The sequence below is a fragment of the Bacillus sp. FSL M8-0071 genome (assembly GCF_037975455.1).
GTDB lineage: Bacteria > Bacillota > Bacilli > Bacillales > Bacillaceae > Bacillus > Bacillus subtilis.
The window spans coordinates 3,832,607-3,847,427 of record NZ_CP150256.1; the positions used below are offsets into that span (position 1 = coordinate 3,832,607).

15 protein-coding genes and 1 other annotated feature (1 of these 16 only partly in view) are annotated in these 14,821 nt (G+C 45.4%); of the genes, 9 read left to right on the top strand and 6 right to left on the bottom strand.

Annotated features, from left to right (window positions below; genetic code table 11):
- Positions 1–7 precede the first annotated feature (7 nt).
- Positions 8–913 (bottom strand): LysR family transcriptional regulator, encoded by a 906-nt coding sequence (locus tag MKX71_RS19780; RefSeq protein WP_003227377.1) that lies wholly within the window; start codon positions 911–913, stop codon positions 8–10.
- 105 nt (positions 914–1,018) lie between these two features.
- Between MKX71_RS19780 and MKX71_RS19785 the strand changes: the two genes are divergently transcribed.
- The 4 genes from MKX71_RS19785 (at position 1,019) to MKX71_RS19800 (ending at position 3,601) form a co-directional block, all read left to right on the top strand.
- Complete coding sequence (locus MKX71_RS19785) at positions 1,019–1,405, top strand: CidA/LrgA family holin-like protein (RefSeq protein WP_003227375.1); 387 nt, start codon at positions 1,019–1,021, stop codon at positions 1,403–1,405.
- On the top strand, positions 1,387–2,064 hold the full coding sequence (locus MKX71_RS19790) for a CidB/LrgB family autolysis modulator (protein WP_003227371.1): 678 nt from the start codon (positions 1,387–1,389) through the stop codon (positions 2,062–2,064). Before MKX71_RS19785 ends, MKX71_RS19790 begins: the two co-directional genes overlap by 19 nt.
- Positions 2,065–2,167: 103 nt before the next feature.
- Positions 2,168–3,370 carry a major facilitator superfamily domain-containing protein 6 gene (locus tag MKX71_RS19795; RefSeq protein ID WP_339231530.1) on the top strand — a complete coding sequence of 401 codons (1,203 nt, stop codon included), beginning with the start codon at positions 2,168–2,170 and terminating at the stop codon, positions 3,368–3,370.
- A gap of 33 nt (positions 3,371–3,403) precedes the next feature.
- Positions 3,404–3,601, top strand: a complete 198-nt coding sequence (locus MKX71_RS19800; RefSeq protein WP_003227367.1) for a YwbE family protein — start codon at positions 3,404–3,406, stop codon at positions 3,599–3,601.
- A 33-nt stretch (positions 3,602–3,634) separates the two neighbouring features.
- Here MKX71_RS19800 and MKX71_RS19805 read toward each other — a convergent pair whose 3' ends face one another.
- Positions 3,635–4,822, bottom strand: a complete 1,188-nt coding sequence (locus MKX71_RS19805; RefSeq protein ID WP_339231532.1) for a class I SAM-dependent rRNA methyltransferase — start codon at positions 4,820–4,822, stop codon at positions 3,635–3,637.
- A 120-nt stretch (positions 4,823–4,942) separates the two neighbouring features.
- Between MKX71_RS19805 and glxA the strand changes: the two genes are divergently transcribed.
- On the top strand, positions 4,943–5,323 hold the full coding sequence (gene glxA / locus MKX71_RS19810) for a glyoxalase GlxA (protein WP_003243380.1): 381 nt from the start codon (positions 4,943–4,945) through the stop codon (positions 5,321–5,323).
- Between the two features lie 37 nt (positions 5,324–5,360).
- Here the strand turns inward: glxA and MKX71_RS19815 are convergent, their stop codons facing one another.
- Positions 5,361–6,038, bottom strand: a complete 678-nt coding sequence (locus MKX71_RS19815) for a DUF2711 domain-containing protein (RefSeq protein WP_339231533.1) — start codon at positions 6,036–6,038, stop codon at positions 5,361–5,363.
- Positions 6,039–6,115: 77 nt separating this feature from the next.
- Complete coding sequence (gene celB, locus MKX71_RS19820) at positions 6,116–7,450, bottom strand: PTS cellobiose transporter subunit IIC (RefSeq protein WP_072175350.1); 1,335 nt, start codon at positions 7,448–7,450, stop codon at positions 6,116–6,118.
- Positions 7,451–7,652: 202 nt separating this feature from the next.
- Here celB and epr point away from each other — a divergent pair, with 202 nt between their 5' ends.
- The 3 genes from epr to sacY all read left to right on the top strand — a co-directional run bounded on the left by epr (position 7,653) and on the right by sacY (position 12,292).
- On the top strand, positions 7,653–9,590 hold the full coding sequence (epr, locus tag MKX71_RS19825; protein WP_339231535.1) for a minor protease Epr: 1,938 nt from the start codon (positions 7,653–7,655) through the stop codon (positions 9,588–9,590).
- A 426-nt stretch (positions 9,591–10,016) separates the two neighbouring features.
- A complete protein-coding gene (sacX, locus tag MKX71_RS19830; RefSeq protein ID WP_339231536.1) occupies positions 10,017–11,396 on the top strand; it encodes a SacY negative regulator SacX in 1,380 nt (459 codons plus the stop codon).
- A 53-nt stretch (positions 11,397–11,449) separates the two neighbouring features.
- Positions 11,450–12,292 carry a transcription antiterminator SacY gene (sacY, locus tag MKX71_RS19835; RefSeq protein ID WP_003244589.1) on the top strand — a complete coding sequence of 281 codons (843 nt, stop codon included), beginning with the start codon at positions 11,450–11,452 and terminating at the stop codon, positions 12,290–12,292.
- A 52-nt stretch (positions 12,293–12,344) separates the two neighbouring features.
- Here sacY and MKX71_RS19840 read toward each other — a convergent pair whose 3' ends face one another.
- Positions 12,345–13,205, bottom strand: coding sequence for a glycosyltransferase family 8 protein (locus tag MKX71_RS19840; protein ID WP_015714932.1), 861 nt, complete (start codon positions 13,203–13,205; stop codon positions 12,345–12,347).
- A gap of 109 nt (positions 13,206–13,314) precedes the next feature.
- Positions 13,315–14,028 (bottom strand): TIGR02206 family membrane protein, encoded by a 714-nt coding sequence (locus tag MKX71_RS19845; RefSeq protein WP_213385559.1) that lies wholly within the window; start codon positions 14,026–14,028, stop codon positions 13,315–13,317.
- Positions 14,029–14,178: 150 nt separating this feature from the next.
- Between MKX71_RS19845 and ywaE the strand changes: the two genes are divergently transcribed.
- Positions 14,179–14,694 carry a tyrZ transcriptional regulator YwaE gene (gene ywaE, locus MKX71_RS19850; RefSeq protein WP_003227345.1) on the top strand — a complete coding sequence of 172 codons (516 nt, stop codon included), beginning with the start codon at positions 14,179–14,181 and terminating at the stop codon, positions 14,692–14,694.
- Positions 14,689–14,821, top strand: a binding site (T-box leader) (it continues 82 nt past the right edge of the window). Its footprint overlaps the gene before it by 6 nt.

Consider the following 14,821-nt stretch of genomic DNA (forward strand, 5'->3'; position numbering starts at 1 on the left):
ATTTGCATCATCCTTTACTATCTTTTTTCGGGTCCCATAAATACGATTTCGTATGTTCGAGCCAAGCTCTGGCGGCAAACGACAAGTACCTGTCCTTTCTCCAAATAATGGCGAGGTGCCAAGGGATGACCGGATCGACAAGCGGAATGACTTTCACTTTTTCCGGGTCAAGGCCGCGGCAGATCCGTTCCGGCAAAAGCCCGATCCCAAGGTTGGCGGATACCATCTCACTAATAAAATCCCATTGTGATGTTTCATAAATGATATGGGGCCGGAACCCAGCCTTGATACATTCCGTCATAATTCGGTTGTGCAGGACAAAATCCTCTCTGAAGAAAATAAAAGGCTCGTCCTTCAACTCACGCAGCTGACATTCTTTCTCATCAGCCAGCCGGTGGGAAGGGTGAACGACAAGCATTAAGGTTTCTTTTACGATTGTAAACGAATGAAAGATATCTTCGTTTGCGGGAAGGACCACAACGCCGATATCAAGAGAGCCGTCCCCGACACCTTCTTGGACTTTTATAGAACCGTCTTCGACTAGCTGAAAGGTGACATTCGGATAGTTTTCACGGAAATCGCCGAGCACTCTCGGGAAAAACCCCGATCCGATCATCGGCGGCAGTCCAATCCGTACGTGCCCTTTCTTGACTTCCATAATATCATTTAATTCTGACGTCAGGTTTTGAAATGATTTAATGATTTCCTGCGCCTGCACATACATGCTATGACCGGCATCAGTCAGTTCCACCTGCCTGCCGTTTCGGTAAAACAGTTCAATTCCTAGCTCTTCTTCTAAATTTTTGATCATTTTTGATATCGTCGGCTGAGAAACATAAAGGGATTGGGAAGCCTTCGTAAAACTTTTTAAACGGGCGACTTCCAAGAAATATGTTAAATGGCGGATATCCATGTGCTTCACCCTTTCTATAGACAAAAGGAATACTTCTTATTCTTAATATATATTTTACCTATAGCGAGACCTTATGTACAATAAGTATATAAGGGAGGCATCAATATGAAAAAACTGTTGCTAACCGTTATTCAAATCGCTCTGTTATTTATATTTGCTCGGCTGATTAATTGGGTGACAGCCCTTCTTCATATAAATATTCCCGGCAGTATAATAGGGATTGTGATTCTTTTCACATTATTGCACTTTAACATTATCAAGCTTGAATGGATAGAGCTTGGTGCAGCGTGGCTTCTCGGGGAGCTGCTTTTATTTTTTATCCCGTCTGCCGTCGGAGTGATTGAATACGGAGACATTATGTCGAAATTTGGTGTCAGCATTCTGCTTGTTGTCATCATCAGCACGTTTGTCGTGATGGTGTCTACAGGAACGCTTACACAACTCATTGCAAAGAGAAAGGAGAAAAAGCATACGTGTTCATCGGAATTGTAAGTTTGTTTTTAACGGTTTTGGTGTATTTAGGAGCAAAAAAGGTATATCAACGCTTTCCGCGTGTTTATACGTCGCCGCTATTGGTGACGCCCGCTGTGTTAGTCGGTCTGCTGCTGCTGGTGAATGTTCCGTACGAGTCCTATAATCTCGGCGGCGGATTGCTGACCGATATGCTACAGCCGGCCACCGTGGCATTCGCGATCCCGCTATATAAATATTTCCCTGTTTTAAAGAAATACGCAGTGGAAATTATTTTGAATGTGGCCGTCGGTTCATGCATCGCGATTATTTCTACCGCTCTTATTGCGAAATGGCTTCACCTCGGCACCGGCTTAATTGACAGCCTCGTCCCGAGATCAGTGACAACGCCGATCGCGATGAACGTATCTGAAATGATCGGCGGAATGCCTGCCGTCACAGCCGTGTTTGTGATTTTAACCGCTTTGCTCGGCACAGTGATCGGCCCGATGGTCATCCGCTATTTCCGTATTGATAACGAAATCGCGCGGGGCGTGCTGCTCGGCACAAGCGCACACGGAGCGGGAACGTCAAAGGCATTTGAGCTCAGCTCTGTGTCCGGCACGATTTCAAGCGTATCGATGATCTTAGCTGCGATTATGACGCTTTGCGCGGCGCCGTTTTTACTTTCATTTATGTAAAAAACTGTCCTCTCGAGGGCAGTTTTTTTATGTGCTTCCCCTTATTGAAAAGCTCGCAAATTACAATATAATGTAATTTGTGGATACCAAAGGAGGCACCTTGATGCACAACTTGCAGGTGAGACGGCATTATGCCGCGTTAAAAGGATTTTATTTGTTTGCTTTTCTCGGTACGGGCAGCATGATTCCCTTACTCAGTATGTATTTAACGAAGGAACAGCATTTAAGCGGATCACAGGTCGGCTTGATCATGTCGCTGGGCCCGATTGTGATGATTTTCTTTCAGCCGTTTTGGGGCATGCTCAGCGACTATACGCAAAAAACGAAAGGCCTGCTGGCGGTTTGCACATCAATCACAGGCATCATTGGATTAGCCTATATTGCATTTGACAGTTTCCCTCTGTTTATTTTGATTGCGGCCTGTTTTGCAGCCTTTCAAAGCACGATTATTCCACTTTCGGACAGCATTTCACTAAGGTACACACAAGAAACAAACGGCAATTATGGCGGAATCCGCCTGTTTGGTTCTCTCGGCTTCGGTGTCGCGGTGTTTGCCATGGGACAGGTGACGAACCAGCTGTACCCCATTCACGTGATCTTTATCTTTGGCTGTGCCTTTCTATGCATTGCTGCCATATTGGCTTCACAAATGCCCGGCCAGCAGAAAACAAAAACAAAGGTCAATATCCGCAAAGGATTCCGGGAGCTTATCAGCAACAAAACCTTCCTCATCTTTATGATCATCACTTTTACGACATTTGCTCCAAACTTAGCGAACAATACGTATTTCAGTCTTTTTCTGGACAAAAGCGGCGCATCTCTCTCCGCTATCGGCATTTTATTTTTCATCGGCGTGATTTCAGAAATACCATTTATGCGGTTTGCCCAAACATTTATAGATAAAATGGGGCTGCTCAACGTCATTATGCTGTCAGGCGGAGTCTCATTATTCAGGTGGGCGCTCTATTTCACGGCGCCTTCACTATGGATCATATATGCGACGGTCTTTCTTCAGGGAGTGGCCATCGGTTTATTTATCCCGGCGTCGCTTCAATATGTGAAAAAGATTACCCCAAGACACGTTGAAGCGACGGCGCTGACCATGTACGCCGCCATTGGCAACGGGTTCGGCAACTGGTTCTGCACATTTGCAAGCGGGTACATTTTTGACTACGTGTCGATTTTCGCAGTCTACTTGCTTTTTGGCATTCTGAGCATAGCAGGCTTTGGCCTGACATTATATTTAATGAAGGCTGAAAAAAACAAACATACACTTCATCAGCCGGCTGTTACTTTTAAACCATAATGACTATAATGAACAAAAGAAAGGATGTGCGTTATGAACGGGCAAGAGCGAAACAGCATTTCGAAAGGGTTGCAGGTTGATATTGTATTGAAAGCAGATCAAAAAACAGGAAAACTGACGAGAGGGACAGTGAAGGATATTTTGACGAAATCAAACTTTCATCCGCATGGCATTAAAGTCCGTCTTGAAGATGGCCGCATTGGCCGCGTCCAGCAGATCATTTCTACATAAAAAAAGCTGCCCCTGAACAGGGCAGCTTTTTCATTATTTTTTCTGCAGAAGGACCACTTTCAGGTAGTTGCCTTCCGGAAATGCCGAAATCGTTTTGAAATCCTCCGGCAGCGTAAATTCCTCAATGATGGTGTAGCGTTCGTTTGTTTCTTTAAATGCGGCATCGATAAAGCCTTTGAATTTCTTCATGCCAAAGGCGCTGCTGTTTGTAGAGGCAACAATGACACCCTTGTCAGCAGTGATGGCGATCGTTTCCTTCAGCAGGTTTTTATAATCCTTGACCGCGCTGAAGGTGCGTTTTTTTGTGCGCGCAAAGGAAGGCGGATCGAGAATAATCAGATCAAAGCGCAAATCCTTTTTTGCAGCATATGAAAAATAGTTAAACACGTCCATCACTTTAATGTCGTGCGCTTCGTAATCCAGCTTGTTCACGCTGAATTGCTCGATCGTTTTGGCCAGACTTCGGTTTGCCACGTCGACGCTTGTTGTTTTCTCCGCTCCGCCAAGCGCCGCCGCCACGGAGAATGCACCCGTATAAGAAAATGTATTTAAAACGTTTTTCCCTTTTGCATAGCGGTCTCTGATCGCCTTGCGCACATGTCTCTGATCCAAAAAGATGCCCGTCATGGCGCCTTCATTCAGATCCACCGCGTATTGAATGCCATTCTCTTGGATGATGATCGGGAACTCGCCCCTTCTCCCTTTCACGAAGTCATCATCTTCAACGTATTGTCCAGCCGTGTCGAAGCGTTTCTTCTCGTAAATCGCTTTATAATCAAGATCCATCTCATCCAATGCGGAAATCAGCATGTCTTTAAAGGTGTAAACCCCCTTGCTGTACCATTGAATCAGCAGGTAGCCGTCATAATAGTCGATGGTGACGCCGCCGACACCGTCGCCCTCACCGTTGAACAGGCGGAAAGCTGTTGTATCTTGAGCCTCAAATAGTTTGGCGCGCGCTTGGGCCGCTTTTGTTAATTTGGTGAGAAAAAATGCCTGGTCAACCTGTTCATGTTTATTGCGGGTAAGCGTCCAGCCGACCCCTTTGTTTTGCAGGCCATAATAGCCCCGCGCGAGAAACTCGCCGCTCTCAGACACGATATCAACGAGGTCTCCTTCTTTCATGTGCCCCGCACTCCCTGCGAGAGCTTCTTTTTCGATAAGGGGATAGCCTTTTTTGATTTTGGCAGCGTGTGCTTTCTTTAGGGTGAGTAGCTTCATATATGTCGTCCTCTTTCTGTTTGCTTTCTCTTATCGTACCACAAAACGCCAAGATGTCTGCATTGACAGAAAGGAAAGGTTTTTCTACGATAGACAAAAAGAGTTTCGAGGAGGAGCAGCATGGCAAAACGAATTGACCATACAGGCATCATGGTAAGAGATATTAACGCGTCCATCACATTTTATGAAGAGGTACTCGGCATGAAATTGAAGGATCGCATCACACACACGAACGGTGTAATCGAGCTTGCATTTCTTGGCTTTGAAGACGGCCCGGAAACAGAAATTGAACTGATTCAAGGCTACAGCAGCGAGCTTCCCGCTGAAGGAAAAGTGCACCACATTGCCCTGCTGACTGATGACATCGCGGCTGAATATACAAAAGCGGAAAAAATGAACGCAAAATTTATCGACGAGGAGATCACAACACTTCCAAACGGATACCGTTATTTCTATATCGAAGGCCCTGACGGTGAGTGGATTGAGTTCTTTCAGCGATAAAAAAAAGAACGTACATTTTGTGATGTACGTTCTTTTTTTATCTATACCAACTGATATACGTTGACTCATCGCAAATCATGGCTTCCCAGCCCATACGCTGAACCAGGTCATTGATGTTTTTATCTTTTGCTAAGAAGACATTAATGAATGAGTCATATACACTCATAAACACAAAGTCCATTTTCTCATCAGTCAAAACGAGCTCTGCTGCGGCTTCATCAAGAACCGTCCGCAAGTTGGCCTCAGTTATGTCCAAAACGCCACTGTTTTCCACAATCGGTTCTGCGTAATAAAACCGATTGGGTCCGTTCGCACCTAACACCTTTACCAAACTCGGAATATGAAAATTTGAAATATGATCCTCACTGGGATAATAGAGGTCTCCATTTATGTTTTCATGTAACACCTCAGCCAAATCCTCTCTCGCGAACTCGTCCCTTAAAGCGCCTATCGACGTCATTAAAGCCAGCGCCAGCTCAGCATGTGTTTGAAAGCCGCAAGAAGACATAACCTTCTTCCAGGAAACAGCCTTGCCTTTTTCTCTGATTTCATCATCGTTTGGATAAATATGCTCGTAATCATGTTTTCTCTTTGCTTTCTCCCATCCTTCAGGCATTTGGATAAAAGGAGAAAAAATAAGAGCAGCAGATGAGTATCCAACAGGTATTTGTTGTAAGATCGGTGATTCGTCATCGAACCATATATAATCTAGCATGCGCACCTCCTTTACATATTCTAACATTCCCTTTCATTTGAAAGAAGATGATCAGCCTATGACAGGCTGATCATCTATCACATCACATTTTTATCCCCAGATTCAACCGCACTCTCTTCCCGCCATTTTTGATGGTCCCATATTCTGAAAAACGGATAGTAGATAGCACAGGTGATCAGCAGATTTACCAGCTGCATAACGGCGCCCGACACCTTTCCGCCTGTCGCCAGGTAGCCTGATATGAGCGGCGGCATCGTCCACGGCACCGCGATTCCGGCCGGTCTTGCCACCAGCCCGGTGCTCATGCCGATATAAGTCGCGGTAATCGTGAGGAGCGGTGCGATGATAAATGGGACAATAAGGAGCGGATTCATGACAATCGGCATGCCGAAAATGATCGGCTCGTTGATATTAAATAGCGCAGGGCCGATTCCTAATCGTCCAAGCTGCTTCATTTGTTTACTCCGGGAGCGCACAAGCATCGTCAGGACAAGCGCCAGCGTCGCCCCGCTCCCGCCGACATTGATCCAAATTTGAAAGAACTGAGTCGTAAAAATACTCGGCAGCGCCTCGCCCGCTTGGAAGGCAAGACGGTTGGCATCCATCGCGCCGTACCAAATCGGCGCCATGATTCCGCCAATGATGGAAGCCCCGTGAATCCCGCACGACCAAAGCAGCATCTGCACAAATTCAGCGATCAGGCTTCCGCCGAGACTGCCGCCTAGGATGGAAAGCGGTGTGCCAAGCAGGTCTCCTACGACATTGTGCAGACTCTGAAAAGGTGTCATTTCAATCAGAAGGCGCGCCAGCCACACGAGAAACACAATGATAAAGCCGGGAATCAGCGCGACAAACGATTTGCTTACCGCAGGCGGCACACCGTCTGGCATTTTGAAGACGATATTTTTTTGAATAATGTACCGATAGATTTCGGTTGAAAACAAGGCGATCAGCATGGCGACAAATAAGCCCTTGCTGCCAAGCAGCGTGATCGGGATTCCGCCCCCTACCATGATGGGTTCCGTTGAGCCATCCGGTGTAAACGGCACCTCAAACGGCGTTGCCAGCAGAAATGCGGCAATTGAAATCGCTCCGGCAGAAAGGGCATCGACACCATAGCTTTCTGCCAGCCGATAGGCGATCCCGAAAGCGGCAATCATCGCCATAATATCAAACGAAGCGTTAACAGGATATCCGAGCTTATCGGCCCACTCGTTCCCAAACACACTCGCCATGAAATCAGCATACCCCGGAATCGGCAGGCTCGTTAAAATCAAGAAGACAGACCCGATAATAATCAGCGGCATGGTCAGGATAATTCCGTCACGCAAAGCGCTGAGATGCCGCTGCCCGGCAATTTTCCCGGCGACAGGCATTATTTTTTCCTCCATCACCCGAGTGAATGTGCTCATCTTAAAAGCCCCCTTTTCTCATTGCTTTGTGAACAACCTCCGCAATGTTTTCTTTATCTTATTTTGAAAACGCTTACAAATTCATTTGGAAAATTTCCTCTTCCTGCGGAAAAAATCTGCATTTTGCCAAACAATCCTAACTATTAATCTCTCTTTTTTCTCCGATATATATATCAAACATCATAGAAAAAGGAGATGAATCATGAAAAACATGTCTTGCAAACTTGTTGTATCAGTCACTCTGTTTTTCAGTTTTCTCGCCGTAGGCCCTCTCGCTCATGCGCAAAACAGCAGCGAGAAAGAGGTTATTGTGGTTTATAAAAACAAGGCCGGAAAGGAAACCATCCTGGATAGTGATGCTGATGTTGAACAGCAGTATAAACATCTTCCCGCGGTAGCGGTCACAGCAGACCAGGAGACAGTAAAAGAATTAAAGCAGGATCCTGATATTTTGTATGTAGAAAACAACGTATCATTTACCGCAGCAGACAGCACGGATTTCAAAGTGCTGTCAGACGGCACTGACACCTCTGACAACTTTGAGCAATGGAACCTTGAGCCCATTCAGGTGAAACAGGCTTGGAAGGCAGGACTGACAGGAAAGAATATCAAAATTGCCGTCATTGACAGCGGGATCTCCCCCCACGATGACCTGTCGATTGCCGGCGGGTATTCAGCTGTCAGTTATACCTCTTCTTACAAAGATGATAACGGCCACGGAACACATGTCGCAGGGATTATCGGAGCCAAGCATAACGGCTACGGAATTGACGGCATCGCACCGGAAGCACAAATATACGCGGTTAAAGCGCTTGATCAGAACGGCTCGGGGGATCTTCAAAGTCTTCTCCAAGGAATTGACTGGTCGATCGCAAACGGGATGGACATCGTCAATATGAGCCTTGGCACGACGTCAGACAGCAAAATCCTTCATGAGGCCGTGAACAAAGCATATGAACAAGGTGTTCTGCTTGTTGCCGCAAGCGGTAACGACGGAAACGGCAAGCCAGTGAATTATCCGGCGGCATACAGCAGTGTCGTTGCTGTTTCAGCAACAAACGAAAAGAATCAGCTTGCCTCCTTCTCAACAACTGGAGATGAAGTTGAATTTTCAGCGCCGGGGACAAACATCACAAGCACTTACTTAAACCAGTATTATGCAACAGGAAGCGGAACATCCCAAGCGACACCGCACGCCGCTGCCATGTTTGCCTTGTTAAAACAGCGTGATCCTGCCGAGACAAACGTCCAGCTTCGCGAGGAAATGCGGAGAAATATCGTTGATCTTGGTACCGCAGGCCGCGATCAGCAATTTGGCTACGGCTTAATCCAATATAAAGCACAGGCAACAGATTCAGCGTACGCGGCAGCAGAGCAAGCGGTGAAAAAAGCGGAACAAACAAAAGCACAAACCGATATCAACAAAGCGCGAGAACTCATCAGCCAGCTGCCGGGCTCCGACGCCAAAACTGCCCTGCAAAAAAGACTGGATAAAGTACAGTCATACAGAAATGTAAAAGATGCGAAAGACAAAGTCGCAAAGGCAGAAAAATATAAAACACAGCAAACCGTTGATACAGCACAAACTGCCATCAACAAGCTGCCAAACGGAACAGACAAAAAGAACCTTCAAAAACGCTTAGACCAAGTAAAACGCTACATCGCGTCAAAGCAAGCGAAAGACAAAGTTGCGAAAGCGGAAAAAAGCAAAAAGAAAACAGATGTGGACAACGCACAATCAGCAATTGGCAAGCTGCCTGCAAGTTCAGAAAAAACGTCCCTGCAGAAACGCCTTAACAAAGTGAAGAGCACCAATTTGAAGACGGCACAGCAATCCGTATCTGCGGCTGAAAAGAAATCAACTGATGCAAATGCGGCAAAAGCACAATCAGCCGTCAATCAGCTTCAAGCAGGCAAGGACAAAACGGCATTGCAAAAACGGTTAGACAAAGTGAAGAAAAAGGTGGCGGCGGCTGAAGCAAAAAAAGTGGAAACTGCCAAGGCAAAAGTGAAGAAAGCGGAAAAAGACAAAACAAAGAAATCAAAGGCATCCGCTCAGTCTGCAGTGAATCAATTAAAAGCATCCAATGAAAAAACAAAGCTGCAAAAACGGCTGAACGCCGTCAAACCGAAAAAGTAACCAAAAACCTTTAAGACTTGCATTCCAGGTCTTAAAGGTTTTTTACATTCTAAGAACATCGTACACAACCTTTTTCCCATCCGCCTCACAGGCTTTTCATACTATTGCTATACAGCCATGAACAGCATAAAATGAACGTTATTACAGTTATCACCACATATGGCGGGATTGTGACTGGGCAGGCAGGCAAGACCCAATGATGCAAAGGGAGTATTAGTGCCTAAAAAGCAGGGCATTTTAACTCTTCTTTTCGTGTTGGGCTCATAACGGCGCCTTGGACAACCCCTATTCTCATGCTCCGTCGTCGACGCGGGCATTTTTGTCATTTTCAGCCGATATTTCTCACTTTTTTCATTTTGATTGTCAACTTTTCATTTGATACGATGAACAAGCCGACTTTTCTTCAGCAAAGGAGGTTTTGATTGCTTGCATAAAGAGATTGCAAAAGAATTACTGCTGCTCGCAGGAGGAAAAAACAATATTATCAGCATCAGCCATTGTACGACCCGTCTTCGTTTTGATGTAAAGGACGAGACGAAAATTGATATACATGCCATTGAGAACCTGCAAGGTGTGCAGGGCACCTTTTTCCGTTATGGGCTTTTCCAGATTATCTTCGGAGCAGGCGTCGTCAACAAAATATATAAAGAAGTCGTTCATGTATGGGAGAACGCGCCTTCTGAAGAACCTGTCCACCAGAAAAAAGCCAGCCGGAAGCTGAACCCTGCCGCAGCTTTTGCGAAAACACTGTCCGATATTTTTGTGCCGATTATTCCGGCAATAACAGCAAGCGGCCTGCTCATGGGGCTGATCGGCATGATTAAGGTGTTTCACTGGTTCGCTGCCGGCAGCCCATGGATTAAAATGCTCGACCTCGTGTCCAGCACAGCCTTTATTTTACTGCCGATTTTAGTCGGCTTCAGTGCCGCACGGCAATTTGGCAGCAACCCATACCTAGGGGCAGTGATCGCGGGGCTTTTGACGCATCCTGATCTGCTGGACCCGTCTATGCTCGGCAGCAAAACCCCGTCTTCTTTAGACATATGGGGGCTTCATATCCCAATGATGGGCTATCAGGGTTCCATGATACCGATTCTTCTTTCCGTTTTTGTCATGAGCAAAATTGAGAAGCTATTAAAATCGATTGTGCCGAAGTCGCTTGATGTCGTGATCATTCCCTTTATTACGGTCATGGTGACAGGATGCCTCGCGCTGATTGTGATGAATCCCGCCGCGTCCATCATCGGCCAGATCATGACACAATCGATCGTCTATATCTATGATCACGCCGGCATTGCCGCCGGAGCCCTTTTCGGCGGCATCTACTCCACCATCGTCCTATCTGGATTGCATCATAGCTTTTATGCAATTGAGGCAACGCTGCTTGCTAATCCGCATGTCGGTGTCAACTTTTTAGTGCCGATATGGTCGATGGCGAATGTGGCCCAAGGCGGAGCGGGGCTTGCGGTATTCCTCAAAACGAAACAATCAAGCCTGAAGAAAATTGCGCTCCCCGCTTCTCTGACCGCGTTTTTAGGCATTGTTGAGCCGATTGTATTCGGGGTAAATCTCAAATTGATCCGTCCCTTTATCGGAGCAGCCATCGGCGGTGCTATTGGCGGAGCATACGTGGTTGCGGTACAAGTTGTGGCAAATTCCTACGGGCTGACAGGCATTCCGATGATTTCAATTGTGCTGCCGTTTGGCGCCGCGAATTTTGTTTATTATATGATCGGTTTTTTGATCGCAGCCGTCTCTGCTTTTATAGCTACATTGTTTCTCGGGTTTAAAGAAGAGACAGAATAACTGGATTTATTCGTTTTCATTCATAAAACGGGGGATGAAAGGACAAAAAAGCTATGAAAATTAAAAGAATCTTAAATCATAATGCTATCGTCGTAAAGGATCAAAATGAAGAGAAGATTCTCTTGGGTGCAGGAATTGCGTTTAACAAAAAGAAGAATGATATTGTCGATCCGTCAAAAATAGAAAAAACCTTTATCAGAAAAGATACACCTGACTATAAGCAGTTCGAAGAGATTTTAGAAACATTGCCTGAAGACCACATTCAGATTTCTGAGCAAATTATCTCTCATGCCGAAAAAGAGCTGAACATCAAAATCAACGAGCGCATTCATGTCGCTTTTTCAGACCATCTTTCTTTTGCGATTGAACGCCTGAGCAATGGGATGGTTATCAAAAATCCGCTGCTGAATGAAATCAAAGTCCTTTATCCAAAGGAGTTCCAGATCGGCTTATGGGCCAGAGCACTGATTAAAGATAAACTGGGGATTCACATTCCTGATGATGAAATCGGCAATATCGCCATGCATATCCACACAGCAAGAAACAATGCCGGCGATATGACACAAACGCTTGATATTACAACAATGATCCGTGATATTATCGAGATTATCGAAATTCAACTGTCTATTAATATCGTTGAAGATACCATCTCTTATGAACGGCTTGTGACCCATCTCCGCTTTGCCATTCAGCATATCAAAGCAGGCGAATCCATTTACGAGCTGGACGCAGAAATGATCGACATCATTAAAGAGAAGTTTAAGGATGCCTTCCTGTGTGCCCTAAGCATCGGCACCTTTGTGAAGAAGGAATACGGCTTTGAATTTCCTGAAAAAGAATTGTGCTACATCGCCATGCATATTCAGCGGTTCTACCAACGGTCAGTCGCACGCTGAGACAAACAAAAAACGCTTTTGATCATCTCAAAAGCGTTTTTTTATATCTGTATTATTGGTTGATCGCCGGATTCCCAATCGTATTCCACTTCGTATAGGACATGTAATGGAAATACTCATCGCGATACGGATGTTTTGTATTGGAGTTCCAAGGCTTTTCTCCGCCGCAGAAGTGCACGATTGCCGGGTTTTCTCTTGTTTCATTATATTGCTTCCGCCCTAACAGAGTCGATGGGGTTTTCAGCTTTAACATGATATAGGTTTGAGCGTTCCAGCGCGGATGAAGTTCATACCACTGATCATACAAGATCGCATTCAGTGCATCTTGGTCATGCAGCACAAGAAAGTCTTCGTCTGGGTGTTCATTGATAAAGTTGATGACTTTTTCTGTGATGTTTTGCTTTCTCCAAGACTCAAAATCAATAATCATGATACCTGAGTTAAAATACTTCCCTGTATCAGTGACGTTCATTTCTTTCAGGCGTTCATGCTGCCCCGCATCCTCAACAGCGGCTACGGTGTATGGCGCAATGTCTAAGTCCCATAGCTTAGAAATATCCTCTAGGACAAGCGCATCGCAATCGATGTAAATCATTCGTTTGATGCTTTCATCCTTAATTAAGTCGGGAATCGAAATGCGGTAATACGCGGCTTTTGTAATATGGCTGCTCTCTACCGCATGTTCATACATTTTGGTATCCACTTCTAAAAACTCAATCGGCACTCCGAATTTCAAAGTGGTTTCTTCCAGTCTTTTTTTGTTATCAGGCTTAATTCCGCCATCAATGACGTATAATTTTACCTCTCTCTCCTGATCCATGTTAGTCAATAAAGAAACGAACATCCCACCTAAATGACGAGCATAATTATCATCTGCGCATGATACGATATGCATGATTTCATCTTTCCTCAATGGTATTCATCTCCCTTTTTGTTGTACAAGTTACATACCCTTTTTCAAAAAAATAAACACGTTCTCCGACATTTTTTTAAACAGAATGTGTGATACAACAAAAAAGGTGTCATTTTTTGAAGATGCGATAAAGCAAATAAAGAATGAAAAAGCTGGCGATCGTGATGGCTTCAGCCGAGACGATATACCATGGCCATGGCCCGAGAACATCTAAGAGAGAGGATCCGCCCGGTTTTTTCGTCAAATACATATAATTCGCGCCAAGCCAGCGATCAATCAGGAAAATACAGACGCCGTACACATTAACAAGCAGGACTGTCACCCATAACGAGCGCTGGCCCATTCTGTTGGTGCCAATCACAGCCATCAGCAGACAGGATAAAAACACAGACCCGTGAGAAATAAAAAAGAGGATATATCGGATATGCGGAAATGAAAACATTCCGAGGTCAGGAGTGGCAAGAGCCTGAATCGAACTGCCGATGCCGGCAAAAAACAAAAACACAAACAGCTTTCTGCTTTTTGTCACTAACATAATAGCTGACAAATACACCGACAGGTCACTAAGCTGGAGAGGCAATGAAGTGCGCACCGACCACCTGCCCGTGGCGACCATCCATATTTGATAGCCGATTTGCGAACCAAGCAAAAGAAACACAAACAGAGAACGCAAAAACCGGCTGGCCCTCGGCTGCTTGACCCTCTCTTGGAACAAAAACAACAGAATGGCCAAAAGGGCGATAATCGCTAACGTCACTACATGCTCTGTCGAAAATAGATGAAACGGATCATGTTTATAGACGGATTGAACATATTTTTGCAAAACTGCACCCCCGTTTGCGGTTTTTTGTTTATTTTGGCGTTGTTTGGGCTTTTTTTATTCAACCGATATATGGGCTTGAAGTTCACACCAGACTCTGCTACAATTCGTTTCATAGCTAATGATTCTGATAATTTAAGGCAGGCCTAAAAAATGGAACGTTCACATCAACATCAGCAGCTTCGGAAGGAAGAACACGATACACTTTCTAAGCTCAAACAAATGCCCGTCGAGTCACTTAACCTGGAAGCCATTTCGATCGCTACGAATCTGTATCGGTCTGCACAAAGGCTCCGTGTCAAAATGGAGACTGAGGTTCTTTCTTCCTATAACCTTTCTTGGACCGCTTTCTCCATTCTTTATGATCTATGGGTATGGGGAGCGCTCGAAACGAGAAAAATCGCTGAGCTGTCAGGGATATCTACAGCTACAGCAAGCAACGTGATCAAAACGCTCGAAAAAAAGAGTTTTTGCCGTAAAAGCATCGACACAAGAGATCGGCGACTCGTATTTGTCTCTATCACCGATTCCGGCAAACAAGCGATCGAAGAACTCTACCCGGAGTTTCACAAAGGGGAAACAGAGCTCATTGCGGGAATGACGAAGGACGAACAGAAAATATTGACAGGGCTGCTTAGAAAGGTAGCTGACAATCTTCATACAACATAAGCTTTGACGGGAATCCAGTAGCGGTTTGTCTCCCTGTTTCAGAGAGCCGGCGGAAGGTGCGAGCCGGCACACAGCAAACGTGAATTACCTCCCCGAGCTTTCTTTGTGAACCTTAAAGGTAGCAAAG